General features: G+C 74.1%; 16 protein-coding genes. 10 read left to right on the top strand and 6 right to left on the bottom strand.

What is annotated here, in order from left to right:
- The first annotated feature begins 159 nt into the window (after positions 1 to 159).
- The 5 genes from FHR36_RS34195 (at position 160) to FHR36_RS34215 (ending at position 5279) form a co-directional block, all read left to right on the top strand.
- Positions 160 to 801 (top strand): ferric reductase-like transmembrane domain-containing protein, encoded by a 642-nt coding sequence (locus tag FHR36_RS34195; protein WP_253803734.1) that lies wholly within the window; start codon positions 160 to 162, stop codon positions 799 to 801.
- A complete protein-coding gene (locus FHR36_RS34200; protein WP_253803735.1) occupies positions 798 to 2234 on the top strand; it encodes an NADH-quinone oxidoreductase subunit NuoF family protein in 1437 nt (478 codons plus the stop codon). The genes FHR36_RS34195 and FHR36_RS34200 overlap by 4 nt, the downstream gene beginning before the upstream one ends.
- A 178-nt stretch (positions 2235 to 2412) precedes the next feature.
- On the top strand, positions 2413 to 3426 hold the full coding sequence (locus tag FHR36_RS34205) for an SCO0930 family lipoprotein (protein ID WP_253803736.1): 1014 nt from the start codon (positions 2413 to 2415) through the stop codon (positions 3424 to 3426).
- A complete protein-coding gene (locus tag FHR36_RS34210) occupies positions 3423 to 3929 on the top strand; it encodes a hypothetical protein (RefSeq protein ID WP_253803737.1) in 507 nt (168 codons plus the stop codon). The genes FHR36_RS34205 and FHR36_RS34210 overlap by 4 nt, the downstream gene beginning before the upstream one ends.
- Positions 3930 to 4448: 519 nt before the next feature.
- The gene (locus FHR36_RS34215) at positions 4449 to 5279 is read left to right on the top strand and encodes an RNA polymerase sigma factor (protein ID WP_253803738.1); all 831 of its coding nucleotides are present in this window, start codon (positions 4449 to 4451) and stop codon (positions 5277 to 5279) included.
- Between the two features lie 19 nt (positions 5280 to 5298).
- Here FHR36_RS34215 and FHR36_RS34220 read toward each other — a convergent pair whose 3' ends face one another.
- Positions 5299 to 5973 carry a TMEM175 family protein gene (locus FHR36_RS34220; protein ID WP_253803740.1) on the bottom strand — a complete coding sequence of 225 codons (675 nt, stop codon included), beginning with the start codon at positions 5971 to 5973 and terminating at the stop codon, positions 5299 to 5301.
- A gap of 283 nt (positions 5974 to 6256) precedes the next feature.
- On the opposite strand from FHR36_RS34220, the gene FHR36_RS34225 reads away from it, so the two are divergent.
- Positions 6257 to 8284: a S53 family peptidase gene (locus tag FHR36_RS34225; RefSeq protein WP_253803742.1), complete on the top strand. Its 2028-nt coding sequence runs from the start codon at positions 6257 to 6259 to the stop codon at positions 8282 to 8284.
- A 99-nt stretch (positions 8285 to 8383) separates the two neighbouring features.
- Here the strand turns inward: FHR36_RS34225 and FHR36_RS34230 are convergent, their stop codons facing one another.
- Together FHR36_RS34230 and FHR36_RS34235 are read right to left on the bottom strand one after the other, a co-directional pair.
- Positions 8384 to 9160: an HAD-IIA family hydrolase gene (locus FHR36_RS34230; RefSeq protein ID WP_253803744.1), complete on the bottom strand. Its 777-nt coding sequence runs from the start codon at positions 9158 to 9160 to the stop codon at positions 8384 to 8386.
- Positions 9161 to 9248: 88 nt separating this feature from the next.
- Positions 9249 to 9866 (bottom strand): TetR/AcrR family transcriptional regulator, encoded by a 618-nt coding sequence (locus FHR36_RS34235; protein ID WP_253803746.1) that lies wholly within the window; start codon positions 9864 to 9866, stop codon positions 9249 to 9251.
- A gap of 108 nt (positions 9867 to 9974) precedes the next feature.
- Between FHR36_RS34235 and FHR36_RS34240 the strand changes: the two genes are divergently transcribed.
- A complete protein-coding gene (locus FHR36_RS34240; protein ID WP_253803748.1) occupies positions 9975 to 10787 on the top strand; it encodes an MBL fold metallo-hydrolase in 813 nt (270 codons plus the stop codon).
- 135 nt (positions 10788 to 10922) lie between these two features.
- The gene (locus FHR36_RS34245; RefSeq protein ID WP_253803750.1) at positions 10923 to 11180 is read left to right on the top strand and encodes a hypothetical protein; all 258 of its coding nucleotides are present in this window, start codon (positions 10923 to 10925) and stop codon (positions 11178 to 11180) included.
- Positions 11181 to 11286: 106 nt separating this feature from the next.
- On the opposite strand, the gene FHR36_RS34250 is transcribed toward FHR36_RS34245, so the two are convergent.
- The gene (locus FHR36_RS34250; RefSeq protein WP_253803752.1) at positions 11287 to 12114 is read right to left on the bottom strand and encodes a helix-turn-helix domain-containing protein; all 828 of its coding nucleotides are present in this window, start codon (positions 12112 to 12114) and stop codon (positions 11287 to 11289) included.
- Positions 12115 to 12187: 73 nt separating this feature from the next.
- On the opposite strand from FHR36_RS34250, the gene FHR36_RS34255 reads away from it, so the two are divergent.
- Positions 12188 to 13012 carry a phytanoyl-CoA dioxygenase family protein gene (locus tag FHR36_RS34255; protein WP_253803754.1) on the top strand — a complete coding sequence of 275 codons (825 nt, stop codon included), beginning with the start codon at positions 12188 to 12190 and terminating at the stop codon, positions 13010 to 13012.
- A 115-nt stretch (positions 13013 to 13127) separates the two neighbouring features.
- Here FHR36_RS34255 and FHR36_RS34260 read toward each other — a convergent pair whose 3' ends face one another.
- A complete protein-coding gene (locus FHR36_RS34260; RefSeq protein ID WP_253803756.1) occupies positions 13128 to 13973 on the bottom strand; it encodes an SDR family NAD(P)-dependent oxidoreductase in 846 nt (281 codons plus the stop codon).
- 84 nt (positions 13974 to 14057) lie between these two features.
- On the opposite strand from FHR36_RS34260, the gene FHR36_RS34265 reads away from it, so the two are divergent.
- Positions 14058 to 14519, top strand: coding sequence for a MarR family winged helix-turn-helix transcriptional regulator (locus FHR36_RS34265; protein WP_253803758.1), 462 nt, complete (start codon positions 14058 to 14060; stop codon positions 14517 to 14519).
- 28 nt (positions 14520 to 14547) lie between these two features.
- Here FHR36_RS34265 and FHR36_RS34270 read toward each other — a convergent pair whose 3' ends face one another.
- Positions 14548 to 15372 carry a 3-hydroxybutyryl-CoA dehydrogenase gene (locus FHR36_RS34270; protein WP_407660884.1) on the bottom strand — a complete coding sequence of 275 codons (825 nt, stop codon included), beginning with the start codon at positions 15370 to 15372 and terminating at the stop codon, positions 14548 to 14550.
- Positions 15373 to 15376: the final 4 nt, after the last annotated feature.

Consider the following 15376-nt stretch of genomic DNA (forward strand, 5'->3'; position numbering starts at 1 on the left):
ACGGGCCGGGCGGGCAGAGGAGACCGGGCGACGCGGGCCCGTCGCGACGGGCAGGCACCGGGCGACACCGGAGCGAACCGTCCGGAGGGCGCGGGCCGGTCCCGCCGGGGCCCGTGGTCGCTGCTCCCGTGGCTGACCGCAGGCCTGGCACTGACCGCGGTGCTGGTCAACGGCGCACTGCAGGCCTTCCTCGGGGTCGCCGCCGGGGTCCTCGCCCTGGTGTCGTTCTCCTCCGCCGTCCTGTGGGGGCTCGCCGCCACCGACCGGCTGGTGCTCTACCCCGTGCACCGCCTGGCCGCCCAGGCGATCCACCGGACGATGGGCATCGGGGGCGTGGTCTTCCTCGTCCTGCACGTGTGGATGAACCTGATCCAGCACCAGATCGGCGCGCTGGCGGCGTTCGTACCGTTCACCGACCCGCGCAAACCGGTCCTGATGGGCCTCGGCGTGCTGGCCGGCTACGTACTGCTGGCGGTGGCCTTCGCCGGCGCGGCCCGCGGCCTGCTGGCCCGCACCGGCGAGGCCCGCCGGTGGCGGATCGTCCACATCCTCGCCTACCCCGCGTGGGGCGCCGGCCTGATCCACGGGCTGAACGCCGGCCGGCTGCCCGCCTCCTGGGTGACCGTCATGTACGGCGCCGCCGTGGTCGGCGTGATTCTCGCACTCGGCCTGCGGCTCGCCCTGCAGGAACGCGGTGCGCAGGGCCGGAGCGCCGTCCCGCGCCGGCCCGAGACGGTCGGCCGGCCGCCGGCGGGCACCACCGCCGGCGCCGGCTCCGGCAGGGGACGGCGGGTGGGATGAACGGCGCACCGATCGCCTGGCTCGGCCGGCCCGTCCTGTTCGCCGGCCTGGAACAGATCGAACGGCTCGACCACCGCGACCACCTGGTCGTCCACGGCCGGCTGCCGTCCATGCCGATCGACGAAGTGGCCGACCTGGCCGAGAACGTCGACCTGCGCGGCCGCGGCGGCGCCGGATTCCCGTTCGCCACGAAGATCCGGGCCGTCGCCAAGTCGGCCGCCCGGCGCCGCGCCCGACCGGTCGTCGTCGTCAACGGAACGGAAGGAGAACCGAGTTGCCTCAAGGACGCCGCCCTGCTGCTGCGCACCCCCCACCTGGTCCTGGACGGGGCCCTGCTGGCCGCCGACGCGCTCGATGCCGAACAGGTGGTGCTCGGAGTCACCCGCGCCGACACCGAGCAGTCGCTGCGCACGGCGCTCGCCGAACGCCGCTCCACCCCGCTCCCGGTCTCCGTCGCCCGGCTCCCGGAACGCTTCGTCTCGGGGGAGGGGAGCTCCCTGGCCCGCGGGGTCACCGGCGGGCTCGCCCTCCCGCGCGGCGGCGGCGTACGGACCAGCGACAGCGGAGTCGGCGGACTGCCCACCCTGCTCTCCAACGCCGAGACGTACGCCCAGCTCGCGGTCGCGGCCCGCCTCGGGGCGCTGCCGTACCGTGAGGTCGGCCTGCCCTCGGAACCCGGAACCGTCCTGCTGACGCTGGCCGGCTCGCAGGTGGTGGAGACGCCGACGGGCGTCCCGCTCGGCGAGCTGCTCGCGATGTTCGACCTCGACATCGGACAGGGAGTCCTGACCGGTGGATTCCACGGGACCTGGCTCACCCCCGAGGCCGCGGCCACCGCCGTGATCTCCCGCCAGTCCCTGCGCGGCCTCGGCGGAGCGCTCGGTGCCGGAGCGATCCTGCCGCTGCCGCCCACCACCTGCCCGCTGGGCGAGGTCGTCCGGGTCTCCCGCTGGCTGGCCGACGAGACCGCGGGCCAGTGCGGGCCCTGCTACCTCGGACTGCCCGCCCTGACCACCGCACTGGAGGAGGTGGTGCTGGGCGGTGGCCGCGCCGCCCTGCAGAACGTCGAGAACCTGATGCGGGCCGTCACCAAACGCGGCGCGTGCAGTCACCCCGACGCCGCCGCCCGGTTCGTCGCCTCCGCCCTGGAGGTCTTCGACGAGGACCTCCAACTGCACTCCCAGCAGTACGGCTGCGGCCGGCCGGTCCAGAACGTGCTGCCGCTCCCCGCCGAGGAGAGCGCTGCCAGCATCGTCGTGGACTGGACGCTCTGCGAGGCCCACGGCCTGTGCACCAGCGTCCTGCCCGAGGTCATCAGCCTGGCGGCGGACGGCTTCCCCTCCGCCGCCGTCATGCCCGTCCCGCCGCAGCTGCTCCAGCGGGCGGCCCGGGCGGTCGACCGGTGCCCCGCGCTGGCGCTGAAGATCCGCTGAGCGCCGGCCCACCGGCCCCGGTCCCTCTCCGACCGCCCACCCGTCCTCTCACCCGTACCCGACCACACACGCCCGACCGAACCGACCGTCCGCACGTCCGAACACCCCGCCGACCGGCCGGGCCGGACCTCCCCTCCGGCCCGGCCCGACCGGACCGACCGAAGACAAGGAAGAGACCTTGACGACGACGACCAAACGCTACGGCCTGGTGGCCCTCTGCCTGCTGCTCGCCGGCCTGGTGCTCATGGCGACCCTCAACAGCTCCAAGAGCAGCGCCAGCCCGTCCACCCAGGCGGCCGGCTACGGGCAGGCGGCCGGCTCGCCGGCACCGGCCGGCGGGTACGGCTACGGCGACTCCTCCGCCTCCCCGGCCGCCGGCGCCATGAAGCCCGGCGGACAGCTCGCCGTCCGGATGGACGCCCAGCTCGGCGCCGTCCTGACGGACAGCCAGGGCTTCACCCTGTACCGCTTCGACAAGGACACCGCCAAGCCGCCGGCGTCCAACTGCTCCGGCGGCTGCGCCACCACCTGGCCGCCGGTCGGCAACGACGCGGCCACCGTCGCCGGCACCGGCGTCGAGGCGGCCAAGCTCGGCGACCTCACCCGGGCCGACGGCACCCACCAGCTGACCGTCGGCGGCTGGCCCGCCTACCGCTACGCCCAGGACACCGCCCCCGGCGACACCAAGGGCCAGGGCGTGGGCGGCACCTGGTTCGCGCTGGCCCCGGACGGGACCAAGGCCAAGGCCGCCGCGTCCGGCGACACCCAGGCCACGCCCGCGCCCGCCAACACCGCCACCGCGATGCCCCAGCCCACCCAGCCGTCCCAGTCGGGCGCCCAGCTCTCCCTGATGAACCACCCCCAGCTCGGCCAGATCATGGTCGACGCCAACGGCATGACCCTGTACCACTTCGCCAAGGACACCGCCTGGCCGATGAAGTCCAACTGCGACGCCACCTGCCTGAAGACCTGGAAGCCCGCCCCGCCGGTCGAGGCGAGCAAGATCAAGGGCATCGACCCGAAGCTCGTCGGCAAGATGCAGCGCCCGGACGGCTCCTGGCAGTTGAGCATCAACTGCACCCCCGCGTACACCTACACCGGCGACCAGAACCCCGGTGACGCGCTCGGGAACGGGATCGGCGGAGTCTGGTCCGCGATCAACGCACAGGGCAAGGCGCCGACCGGCAAGTGAGCACCCAGCGAGCCGCGTTCGCGGCGGCGGCCCGGCGCCGCACCGTGCTCCAGTGGGCCGCACTGGCCCTGCTGTTCCTGCTCGGCATCGCCGAACTCCTCGGCGGCGGCGGTTGGCCCGGGTCCGCCCGGGCCGCCGGGCCGGCGACCGGCCGCATCTCCGTGGAGCAGCTCGCCGGACGGATCGGCTGCCGGGCCGAGATCACCGCCGACACCGCCGACCTGCGGCAGGGCCTGTGCACCTCGTCGGGGGAGGAGGTGTGGATCGCCACCTTCCCCACCGCACCCGCCCAGCAGGCGTGGACCTCGCAGGCCGAGGACTACGGCGGCTCCTACCTGGTCGGCGACGGCTGGGTGGTGGTGCTCTCCGACACCACGGCAGACCGCCTGCACGGGCTGCTGGGGGGCGAGATCCTCGCCGGGGTCGACCACACGGGCATGGACCACTCCGGTGCGGGCCACACCGGCCCGGACCGGTCCGCAGCGCCGGCGCAGTCCGGCTGACCGAAACCGGAAACGACGACAGGGCGAGGGGTTCCACCGGCCATGGCCGGTGGAACCCCTCGCCCTGTCGTCGTCCGGTGCGGGGCCGCTCCGCGTCGTGGCACAGCGTCACGAACGCTATCCCACACGGAGGTTCAACCATGCCGACACGGCCTGAACCTTCCCGAAATTCACCCGCCGCCGCACTTGACGCGGAGCCGTCAGACACTCGGTGGAGGCTACTGATCGGTACCGGAGGCATATGCGGCACCAGCCGTGCGCGGCCGCGCCCACGTGCACGCGAATTCCCCACATTCGGATCCGGAATCACCCGCTGCGCCTACGCTCCGCCGACGGTTGCCCCGAAACCCGTGGGACTGGTGTGCTGTGGCTCTTCCTGCCACACCGTCCCGACGGCCCCAGCAGACAACGCCGTCGATGCCCTTCATCCAGGCAGTTCCGTTCCGGCCCCTGCGGCCGACATGCCGGCCAGGCCCGCGAACTCCCCTCGTGAGAAGGCCAGAGCTGAGGAGGAACAAGGTGACCCCTGCTACCAGCACCACCCGCGAGTCGGACCTGAGCGCGCTGAGCGCGCTGAGCGACGCCGAACTCGCGGAGGCGCTCGGATCCACCCCGAGCGGAACCTCTCGGGTCCGCGAGGTGATGGCCGAGGTCTTCACCCGCCACCACGGCGCCGTCCTCGCCTACGCCCGCCGCTACAGCCGCGACGCGCAGACCGCCCAGGACCTCGCCGCCGAGGCGTACGCCAGCACCTACCAGTCCGTCGCCCGGGGCCGCGGCCCCCGGCACGCCTGGCGCCCCTACCTGATGGCCTGCGTCCGGCGCACCGCGATGGAGTGGAGCGCCCAGAGCCGCGACCGGGTCCTGCTCCCGGAGGACTTCCACACCTGGGCCGAGCACCTGGCCGACGAGGCCGAGACCGAGGGCGCCCTGCTCGCCGCCGAGGAGATGGCCCTGGTCGCCCGGGCCTTCCGCGACCTGCCCGAGCGCTGGCAGGTCCTGCTGTGGTTCTTCGTGGTGGAGGGCGAGTCCGCCGCCACCGTCGCCCAGCGGATGAGCATGACGCCGAGCGGGGTGCGCTCGCTCGCCGCCCGCGCCCGCGCCGGGCTGCGCGAGGCGTACCTGCGCGCCCACGTCGAGGAGGGCACCACCATGGAGTGCCGCTACTTCACCTCGCTGCTGACCGGCGACGCCCGGCGGCCCGGCCGCCGGCGCGGCAAGGAGCTGGCCCGCCACCTCGAGGAGTGCCCCGGCTGCGGCCGGGTCGCCGAGCAGTTCCGCCGCGCCGACCGCCGGCTCGCCGCCGCCGCCCGGGTCCCCTCCCGCCCCGACGTGGCCGCGGCCTGCTGACACCGCGGACCCCGGTGGCTCAGTACCGGTCCAGCGGGCGGACCCGCGGCGCCAGGGCCGAGTTGAGCTGGAGCGCAATGATCAGTCCGACGCTCAGACAGGTGCTGACCGCACCCAGCACGACGGCCAGGGCGTACAGCGCCTGAGCCACCACGATCCGGCGCTCGGCCGCGGCGCGCATCCCCGCCGTGGCCGGCCCGCCGTCCCTGATCAGCCCGGCCCGGGCGGCGTAGCGCAGGCTCGCCAGCAGCAGCGCCCCGAGCATCAGCAGGTGCAGCCAGTACACCAGCAGCGCGACCCGCAGCGCGGTGTACTCGGCCAGCAGCGAGGTGGAGAACGGCATCACCGCGACCACCAGCAGGAACGCCAGGTGGATCCAGGTGAGCCGGCGGTCGCTGCGCTCGAAGTGGTTGAGCTGGGTCTGCCGGCCGATCCAGAAGATGCCCAGGGTCAGGAAGCCCAGCAGGTACACCAGGACCCGCGGGGCGAGCCCGACCAGGGCGGACCACAGCGCGTGCTCGGCGTGCCAGGCCCCGGCGGCCCACAGCGGCCCCGCTCCGCCGGGCGGCTCGATCGACGGCACGTGCAGGTCGAGGACGAGCAGCGTCATGGCGACGGCGAAGATGCCGTCGCTCAGCACGGCGAGGCGCTCCAGGTTGCTGCCCGCGAAACGGTGATAGGTGTTGCTCAGCACGACTCCCCCTCCCGTCCCGCCGGTCAGTGGATCTGCCCGGTGGGACGGACCACCACGGTGTCGGCGGCGCCGGTGCCATCGGCTCCGGCGGTGATCGGCGTGGCGGGCGCGCCCGCGGTCGGTGCGGTGTCCATGTTTCCCCCGTGAACCCGTGAAGTCGTGAGGCTCCGTCATATCAGACGGGTGCAGCCGGACCCGTCGTGTGGGGCGGGGGTGTGAACTTGCGGGCCGGACGCGCGGGTGATCACCGGGAGTGAGGCGGACATACCGTAGTGGTAGCGGTATGACCCGTCGTCACCGACTCCTCGCCGCGGCCGTCGCCGCCCCGCTGATCGCCCTCAGCCTCGCCACCGCCGCGCCCGTCCAGGCGGCCTCCTCGCCGGACAGCCGGCGCGTCCTCCCGGGCACCCACCCCGCCTGGGCCGAGCCCTCGGCCGACCAGGGGCCGGTGCAGTCCGCCGCGCCGGTCAGCGTGCGCATCTACCTGGCCGGCCGCGACCAGGCCGGACTGGAAGCCTTCGCCCGGGCGGTCTCCGACCCGCACTCCGACCAGTACCGCCAGTACCTGACCCCCGAGGAGCTCAAGGAGCGCTTCGGCACCAGCCCCGAACAGGTCGCGGCGGTCCGCGGCTGGCTGGCCTCGACCGGCCTGACCGTCACCGGCGAGACCGAGCACTATCTGGTCGCCTCCGGCACCGCCGAGCAGGCGCAGCAGGCGTTCGGCGTCCAGCTGCACTCCTTCCGCCGCGGCGCCGAGACCTACCAGGCACCCGACGCCGACGCCTCCGTCCCCTCCGACGTCGCCGGCGCGGTGCTCGCCGTCTACGGGCTGAACACCGCCCCGCACCAGGTCCACCACGGCGGCGGCGAGGGACGGCCGGGCGCGGCCGCCGGGCCCGCCCGCCGCGACACCCTGCCGGGCCCGGCCTCCGCCTTCGTCAACTCCGGCCCGTTCTCCGACTACTACGGCTCCAACCCGGCGACCGGCACCCCGCCCGCGTACGGCCAGGTGCAGCCGTACGCCCTGCACGGCTACGACGGCGCCCACCTGCGCTCCGCGTACGGCGCCGCCGCCACCGGGCTGACCGGTGAGGGCGTCACGGTGGCGATCATCGACGCCTACGACTCGCCGACCCTCGGCGACGACGTCACCACGTACGCCGCGGCGCACGGCGACGCCCCGTACGGCAAGGACCAACTGCTGCGCTACGACCCGCTGATGTGGACCCACACCCAGGCGCCGTCGGATGCCGACCCGACCGGCTGCGGCGCCCAGGGCTGGTACGGCGAGCAGACCCTGGACGTGGAGGCGGTCCACGCCGTCGCGCCCTCCGCCGCGATCCGCTACGTCGGCGCCACGTCCTGCCAGGACCCGGACATGATCGACGCCCTGCAGCGGGTGGTGGACGCCCACCTGGCCGACATCGTCAGCAACTCCTGGGGCGAGGCCGAGAGCGACAGCGACCCCGCCCTCGACCCGGTCTACGGGCAGATCTTCCGCAGCGGCGCCGCCCAGGGCATCGGCTTCTACTTCTCCAGCGGCGACGACGGCGACGACGAGGCCGCCACCGGCAAGAAGCAGACCGACATGCCCGCCTCGCTCGACTGGGCCACCGCGGTCGGCGGAACCTCGCTCGGCCTGGACCGCGACGCGGCGTACTCCTTCGAGACCGGCTGGGGCACCCACAAGGCCGCGCTCGCCGCGGACGGCCAGAGCTGGGTGAACTTCCCCGGACCGTTCACCAGCGGCGCCGGCGGCGGCACCAGCGCCCGCGTCCCGCAGCCCGCCTACCAGCGGAAGGTCGTCCCGACCTCGCTCTCCGGCGCCAACGGCGGCCGCAACCGGGTCGTCCCCGACATCGCGGCCGTGGCCGACCCCAACACCGGCTTCCTGGTCGGCCAGACCCAGACCTTCCCGGACGGCACCGTCAGGTACAGCGAGTACCGGATCGGCGGCACCAGCCTCGCCGCCCCGGTGATCGCCGGCCTCCAGGCGCTCGCCCAGCAGGCCGCCGGCTGCGCACTCGGCTTCGCCAACCCGGCGATCTACGACCGGTTCGGCAGCAGCTCCTACCACGACGTCACCGACCACCCCTTCGGACCCGACGTCGAACTCGCCGAGGTCCGGGTCGACTTCGTGAACGGCGTGAACGCCGCCGACGGCACCGCCACCTCGATCCGCTCGCTCGGCAAGGACTCCTCCCTGCACGCCGTACCCGGCTACGACGACGTCACCGGCGTCGGCACCCCGACCGCGGACTACCTCACCTCCTACGCGGACGACCACCGCGCGCGGCCGCAGCAGCACTGACCGCGGCCGCACCGCGGCGCCGGCCTTCCCACGCGGAAGGCCGGCGCCCTTGCCGGTGCCGCAACCGCGTCCCGGACGAGCTGCGACCCGGCGGTCGCCTCAGCCGCGGCGCAGCCGCGCCAGCAGCCCCGGCAGGTCCGCCACCGAGTCGAGGACGTGGTCCGGCTCGCCGCTGCCGTGCCGCGGCCCGCCGGCCGCCTTGCCGGTCCGCACCAGCACGCCCGTGATCTCGTACCGCTGCGCCGCGAGCACGTCCGACTCGATGTCGTCGCCGACCATCACCGCCTGTGCCGCGCCCACCCCCAGCCGCTTGAGGGCGCCCGCGAAGAACGCCTCGGCCGGCTTGCCGAGCACCTCGGCCCGGACGTCCGCCGCGTACTCCAGCGCCGCGACGAACGCGCCGCTGTCCAGGCGCAGCCCGGCGGCCGTCCGCCAGTAGGCGTTGCGGTGCATCGCGACCAGCCGGGCCCCGCCGCGCAGCGCGTTGAACGCGCGGTCCAGCGCCCGGTAGTCGAACTCCGGCCCGGCGCCGCCGACCAGTACCACCTCGGCCTCGGCCGGATCCTCCACCAGGTGCAGACCCGTCAGGTCCTCCCGGATGTCCCCGCTGTTCAGCAGCAGGCAGCGGCTGCCCGCGAGCCGGGCGGCCGCGGCGGCCGGCGCGGTGAGCACCGAGTCGACCCCGACCGGGAAGCCGGCCGCGGCCAGCGTCTCGGCGATCGAGGTCCGGGTGCGGGAGGTGGTGTTGGTGAGCAGGACGTACGGCACGCCGTCGTCGTGCAGCTCCCGCACCGCCGCCACCGCGCCGGGGAGCGGCAGCCAGTCAATGGTGAGGACGCCGTCGATGTCGAGCAGCGCCGCCTCGGCCCGTCCCATGCCCCGACCCTACGTTCGCCGCCGCTGGTCCGCGCCCCCGGCGCACCGGGCGGACGGGGGATGCGCATCGGATGGCGGGGTGGTGGGTTCAGGGCGCGGGAGTGACGGGTGGGGACGCGAGCAGGCGGGTGACGGCGCGGTGGGCGCGGTCGGCGGCGAGCGGGTCGTGCCAGAGCTGGATCGCCTGGTCGGCGGAGAGGGCGGTGCCGGCGAGTTCGAAGGCGAGTTGGTCGGGGTCGGTGGTGGGAGGCAGTTCCCCGGCGGCGAGGGCGGCGGCGATCTCGCCGGCGACGAAGGCGTTCCACCGGGCGAGCGCCTCGCGGATCCGGTCGCGGACCGGGCCGGGGCGGCCGTCGAACTCGGCCGCGACGGAGGTGAGGAAGCAGCCGCCGTGTCCGGCGGAGCCCATGTAGGCGATCCACTCGGCGAAGGCCCGGGCCAGCCGGCCGGCGCCGGGTGTCGCGCCGGCGAGCGGAGCGGTGACGCGGGCCCGGAAGCGGTCCACGGCCTCGTCCACGACGGCGAGTTGCAGGGACTCCTTGGTGCCGAACGGGCCGATCACCCCGGCTTTGCTCATCCCCAGGTCCTCGGCCAGCCGGCCGATGGTGACCGCCTCCAGGCCGTCCGCGACCGCGAGGGCGAAGGCGCGGTCGACGATCCGGGCGCGGGTGAGGGCGGTCTCGGCGACGGACTTGCGTGGGCTCATGGTCCGAGCTTAACCTGACGACCGTTCGCTAATAGCGATCGATCGTTCGCTAATGCTGCCCCTGCCTGCCGCCATGCCGCGGGCCGTCCATGCCACGGGAGTGCACCCATGCGGATCCACCACCTCAACTGCGGCTCGATGCGTGCCGTCGAGTCCGGCGGCGAGAGCCTGCCCGCCGTCTGCCACTGTCTGCTCGTCGAGACCGACCGTGACGGCCTGATCCTGGTCGACACCGGCCTCGGCACCGCGGACGTCGCCACCCCCGAACGCACCCTCGGTGCCGAGTTCCTGGCCCGCGCCCGGCCCGTCCTCGATCCCGCCGAGACGGCCCTGCGGCAGGTCGTCGGACTGGGGTTCGACGCCTCGGACGTCCGGCACATCGTGCTCACCCACCTCGACCTCGACCACGCCGGCGGGCTGCCCGACTTCCCCGGTGCGAAGGTCCACCTGCTGGAGGACGAGCACCGCACCGCACTCGGCGGAGCCGGCCGCCACCCCGAGGACCGGATCCGCTACCGCCCCGACCACTGGGCGCACCGGCCCGACTGGGCGCCCCACCCGGCGGGCCGCGGCGAGTCCTGGTACGGCTTCGACGCCGTCCGCCCGCTCGACGGCGTCGATGCGGAGGTGCTGCTGGTGCCGCTCGGCGGGCACACCGCCGGGCACGCCGCGGTGGCCGTTCGCGACGGTGGCCGCTGGCTGCTGCACTGCGGCGACGCCTACTACTTCCACGGCGAGGTCGACCCGGACGCGCCGCACGGCCACCCGGGCATGGACGTCCTCCAGGAGCTGACCGAGGTCGACCGGCCGCTGCGGCTGGCCAACCACGCCCGACTGCGCGAACTGGTGCGGCTGCACGGCGGCGAGGTGACCGTGTTCTCCGCCCACGACCCCTGGGAACTGGCCCGGCTGACCGGCTGAGAATCGCTTCGGCGAACGGTGCAACATTCCCCGGCCCCGGCCCGTGGTAACCGGGTGAGAGATCCGCCCGTCCGGAGGGAGACCCGAGATGCCAGCCGAGTGCCGCGCCCGCCTCGCGCCGAGTGAGGTGGCGCGGTGAGTCCGTGGCTGTGGCTGCTGGTGGTGCTGACCGCGCTGAGCGGGTCGGCCCTGACCTGGTGGGCCCTGGACGTCAAGTTCTGCCCGGGGCTGGAGGTCTGGCTCCGGCGGCGCCAGCGCCTGCGCGCCGAGCGCCGGGCCCACCCGCGGCGCTCCCGGCCCTCGCCCCGGGCGCGGGCCGCCCAGGCCGCCGCCGACCTGAAGGTCTGCGAGCGGATCTGGCGGCTTCCCGTCCGCGAGGCCGACCGGGGCTGAGCCAGGGCTGATCCGGGCCGAGCCGGGCCGAGCCGCGCCGGGTCGGGCTGCTGGGCTGATGCGCCGGCGGTGGTCTTCGTGTGCGGGGCGTCCGCGAAGACCACCGTCAGGTGCCGGAACTCTCCGAGGCGCGGAACTCGACGGGGGCCATCCCGGTTGCCGCGCGGAACCGCCGCGAGAAGTACAAGGGGTCGGTGAATCCGACGCGGTGGGCCACCTGGCCGACGGGCAGATCGGTGGCGCCGAGCAGTTGCCGCGCCAGTTCCATGCGCCGCCGCTCCACGTGCGCCATGAGCCCCGTGCCGAGCTGGGAGGCGGCAAGGTGACTCAGGCGGGAGGGCGACAGTCCGGCGATCCGGGCCAACGAGGTGACGGTGTGCGGGCGGCCGAGGTGGTCACCCACGTACTCGAGGACGGCCAGGAGCCGGGGGTCGAGCACCGGTTCGCGCGGATTGCGGGTGTCGCACCACAGAAGGGCCTCCTCGACGGCGTTCATCGCCAGGAGAGCGTCGTGCCGCAGCCCGGACCGAACAGCGGAGACGCCCCGGTCCAGGGCCTCGACGACACGCCTGCAGGTGGCGCGGTCCAACGCGATGCTCCGTACGCCGGGCGCGGCCGCGGGCCAGTCGATCAAGGGGATCCACTCCGGGCGCGGATCCAGGTGCGCCCAGCGGAACGACCAGTGGCCCGCCGCGCGGTCCGTGCCGTAGTCGTGCGGGGTGCCGGGCCCGACGAGGACGACCCGGTACGGTACCGCGAGCACGTCGATGCCGTCGGAACACCGCAGCCGGCCGCGCCCGGCCACCGTCACGAACAGCACCCAGTCGCGCGTCCCGTCCGGCCGCACGGTGCGGTAGTCGAGACCTTCCTCGAACCGACCGCAGACCGCACGCCTGGTCGGCGAGGTGATGCCGGCTGCTCGGGGAGATGCCACCACAGCAGGATCCTCCATGGGGACGGCGAGTCGATCTATACCCCGAAGCGGGGCCCGCGCCGACGATTGGACCATGAACCACACCATTCCTTCCTCCCCCATGACCGACCTCGCCGTTCTGCGGGACCGCTACGACCGCGACGGCGTGGTCCATGTCGAACAGGTGCTCTCCCGGGCCGAGACCGACGAGATCCGCGCCGTGTTCATGGCCCAGGTCGAGGCCGACCGCTTCGTGGGCGCCGTCGAGGAAGTCACGGACGACGACGTCCTCGCCCGGTACCCCCGCTTCCTGAACCCGCACCGGCGCCCCGAACTCGAGGTCGGCCGCCGAGCCCGCGCACTGATGACCGACGCCAGACTGCTCGACCTGGTCACCGCGCTGATCGGACCGGCGTACGGAGCCCAGTCGATGTTCTACTTCAAGCCCCCCGCCGCCCGTGGCCAGGCCCTGCACCAGGACGGCTACTTCCTGCGCTCGCACCCCGAGACCTGCATCGCGGCCTGGATCGCCGTCGACGAGTGCGACGCCGCCAACGGAGCCCTCCAGGTCGTACCGGGCAGCCAGGCCATGGAGGTCGTCTGCCCGCAGGACGCGAACCCCGCGGAGTCGTTCACCGACAAGGTGGTCCACGTCCCGACCGGCCTGACCGTTCAGCAGACCCGGATGCGGGCGGGTGACGTGCTGCTCTTCCATGGCAGCACCGTCCACGGGTCGCTCCCCAACACCACCGCCGACCGCTTCCGGCGTTCGCTGATCTTCCACTACGTGCCGCAGACCAGCACCGAGATCGCCGGCTACTACCTGCCGCTGGTCAGCCCGGACGGCAGCGAGGTCACCATCGCGCAGGCCGGCGGTGGCGGGCCGTGCGGGGACCAGTGGGCGGGAGCCGCGCACTAGGTGACCGATGCCACGGACACTGGCGCGGGCCTGCTCGACGGCAAGGAGCTCGTGCGGATCGAACGTCCGCCGGCCGATGGGTACGCGGACGGCGGACACTGCGTGCCGACCGAGGTCAGGCGACCCAGCCGCCGGTCATGGCCTGGACGGCGGAGCCGTCCAGGTCGGCCAGCTTGGTACCGACGAACTGACGGGCCTGGTCGGAGGTCTGGATCCGGAACGCGGGCCGCTCGGCGGTGAGCGCCGCCACGATCGGGGCCGCGGCCTCGGCCGAGGTCTGGGCGGCGGAGAAGGCGGCGAGCGTGCGCTCCACGTAGGACTTCAGCGCGGGGGCGTACGGTCCGGCCGCCGCCAGCAGGGCGGGCACGTCGATGCCCTGGCTGGTGATGAACTCGCTGGCCACCGCGCCCGGTTCGACCACCGTGACGTGCACGCCGGTGGTCGCCGCGACCGGGGCCAGCGACTCCATGAACCCCTCGACGGCGAACTTGGCGGCGCAGTACGCCTCGTTGAACGGCTGGCCGACCACGCCGCCGACGCTGGTGACGGTGACCAGCCGGCCGCCGGAGGCCCGCAGGTGGGGCATGGCGGCGCGGGTCACCTCGACCACGCCGAAGTAGTTCACCTCCATGGCCCGGCGGAACGGGTCGGTGCCCAGCTGCTCGACCGTGCCGACCAGGCCGGCGCCGGCGTTGTTGACCACGGCGTCCAGTCGGCCGTGCTCGGCCAGCACCTCGGCGATGCAGGCGTCGACGGAGGCGGGCTCGGTGACGTCCAGGTGCTTCAGCTGGATGCGCGCGGCGACGCCGGCCTGCTCGGCCGCCGCCAGCAGCGGGCCGGCCTTGGCGGTGTCCCGCATCGTGGCGACGACGTGCAGCCCCGCCTCGGCGGCGGCGACCGCGGCGGCCAGGCCGATGCCGGAGGAGGTGCCGGTGATCAGGACGATGCGCTCGGTGCTCATGGTGGTTTCTCCCGTGGGTTTGCGTGTGTGCACACACACCGTACGACTGTGTGCGCGCACACGCAAACAGGTACGGTGGTGGCCATGACGCGCTCCGACCTCACCCTGGGGGAACTCTCCGCCCGCGACCACGCCTTCTACGGTCTCGTCTGGGCCGGCGCCACGCTCACCGCGCACGTCGACCGCGCGCTGACCCGCGCCCACGCGCTGCCGCTGTCCTGGTTCGAGGTCATGCTCTGGCTCAACGGTTCGGACGAGCCGGTCGCCGCGTCCGAACTGGGGGAGCGGACCCTGCTCAGCCGCAGCCAGGTCTCCCGGGTCGCCGACTCCCTCCAGGAGCGCGGGCTGCTGGAGCGCGTCCCCTCACCCACCGACGCCCGCTCGATCAGGATCACCCTCACCGACGCCGGCCGCCGCGCCTTCGCCGAGGCCGACGCCACCCGCCGGGCCGCCCTCGCCGAGGTCTTCGACGACCGCCTCGACGACCACGACATCGAGGCCCTGGAGACCGTCTGGGCCAAGCTCAAGCAGAAGCCCCTGCCCTGAGCCCCTGCCGCCGGCCGCAGGGGCCGGGTCAGCCCTCGCGGTGGGAGTGGAAGCCGCGGCCGGTCTTGCGGCCGAGCAGCCCGGCCTCGACCATCCGGGACAGCAGCGGCGGCGGCGCGTACAGCGGTTCCTTGTACTCCTCGTACATCGAGCGGGCGATCGCCTCGACGGTGTCCAGGCCGATCAGGTCGGCGAGCCGCAGCGGGCCCATCGGGTGGGCGCAGCCGTGGACCCTGCCGGCATCGATGTCCTCCGGCTCCGCGTGCCCGGCCTCGGCCATCCGGATCGCGGACAGCAGATAGGGGACGAGCAGCGCGTTGACGACGAAGCCGGCGCGGTCGGGGGAGCGGATCACGTGCTTGCCGAGGACGCCGGTCGCGAAGGCTTCGACGCGCCGCGACACCTCGGGGCGGGTGTGCAGCGACTCCACGAGTTCGACCAGCGGCATGACCGGCGCCGGGTTGAAGAAGTGCAGGCCGAGCACGTGCGTGGCGCGGGTGGTGGTGATGCCGAGCCTGGTGACCGGGATGGCGGAGGTGTTGGTGGCGAGGACGGCCTCGTCGTCGCCGAGGACCTTGTCGAGGCCGCTGAGCACCTCGGTCTTGACGCCCTCGTCCTCGACGACCGCCTCGACCACCAACTGGCGGTCGGCGAGGGCCTCGAGGTCGTCGGCGAACAGCAGGTGCGCCCAGGCGTCGGTGCGCTGCCGCTCGTCGATGCGGCCGCGCTCGGCGGAGCGGTGCAGGGAGCGGTCGATGCGGGCGCGGCCGGCGCGCAGGGCGGTGGCGTCGCGTTCGCACACGACGGTGTCGAGCCCGGCGCGGGCGAAGACCTCGGCGATGCCGGAGCCCATCTGT

The sequence above is a fragment of the Kitasatospora cinereorecta genome (genome assembly GCF_024172095.1).
GTDB lineage: Bacteria > Actinomycetota > Actinomycetes > Streptomycetales > Streptomycetaceae > Kitasatospora > Kitasatospora cinereorecta.

What these genes read in the sequence shown, in the direction of transcription:
- FHR36_RS34200 (WP_253803735.1), top strand. Translation starts at nt 798, where the DNA reads ATGAACGGCGCACCGATCGCCTGGCTCGGCCGGCCCGTCCTGTTCGCC.
- FHR36_RS34255 (WP_253803754.1), top strand. Translation starts at nt 12,188, where the DNA reads ATGAACCACACCATTCCTTCCTCCCCCATGACCGACCTCGCCGTTCTG.
- FHR36_RS34225 (WP_253803742.1), top strand. Translation starts at nt 6,257, where the DNA reads ATGACCCGTCGTCACCGACTCCTCGCCGCGGCCGTCGCCGCCCCGCTG.
- FHR36_RS34235 (WP_253803746.1), bottom strand. Translation starts at nt 9,866, where the DNA reads ATGAGCCCACGCAAGTCCGTCGCCGAGACCGCCCTCACCCGCGCCCGG.
- FHR36_RS34230 (WP_253803744.1), bottom strand. Translation starts at nt 9,160, where the DNA reads ATGGGACGGGCCGAGGCGGCGCTGCTCGACATCGACGGCGTCCTCACC.
- FHR36_RS34265 (WP_253803758.1), top strand. Translation starts at nt 14,058, where the DNA reads ATGACGCGCTCCGACCTCACCCTGGGGGAACTCTCCGCCCGCGACCAC.
- FHR36_RS34260 (WP_253803756.1), bottom strand. Translation starts at nt 13,973, where the DNA reads ATGAGCACCGAGCGCATCGTCCTGATCACCGGCACCTCCTCCGGCATC.
- FHR36_RS34240 (WP_253803748.1), top strand. Translation starts at nt 9,975, where the DNA reads ATGCGGATCCACCACCTCAACTGCGGCTCGATGCGTGCCGTCGAGTCC.
- FHR36_RS34270 (WP_407660884.1), bottom strand. Translation starts at nt 15,372, where the DNA reads ATGGGCTCCGGCATCGCCGAGGTCTTCGCCCGCGCCGGGCTCGACACC.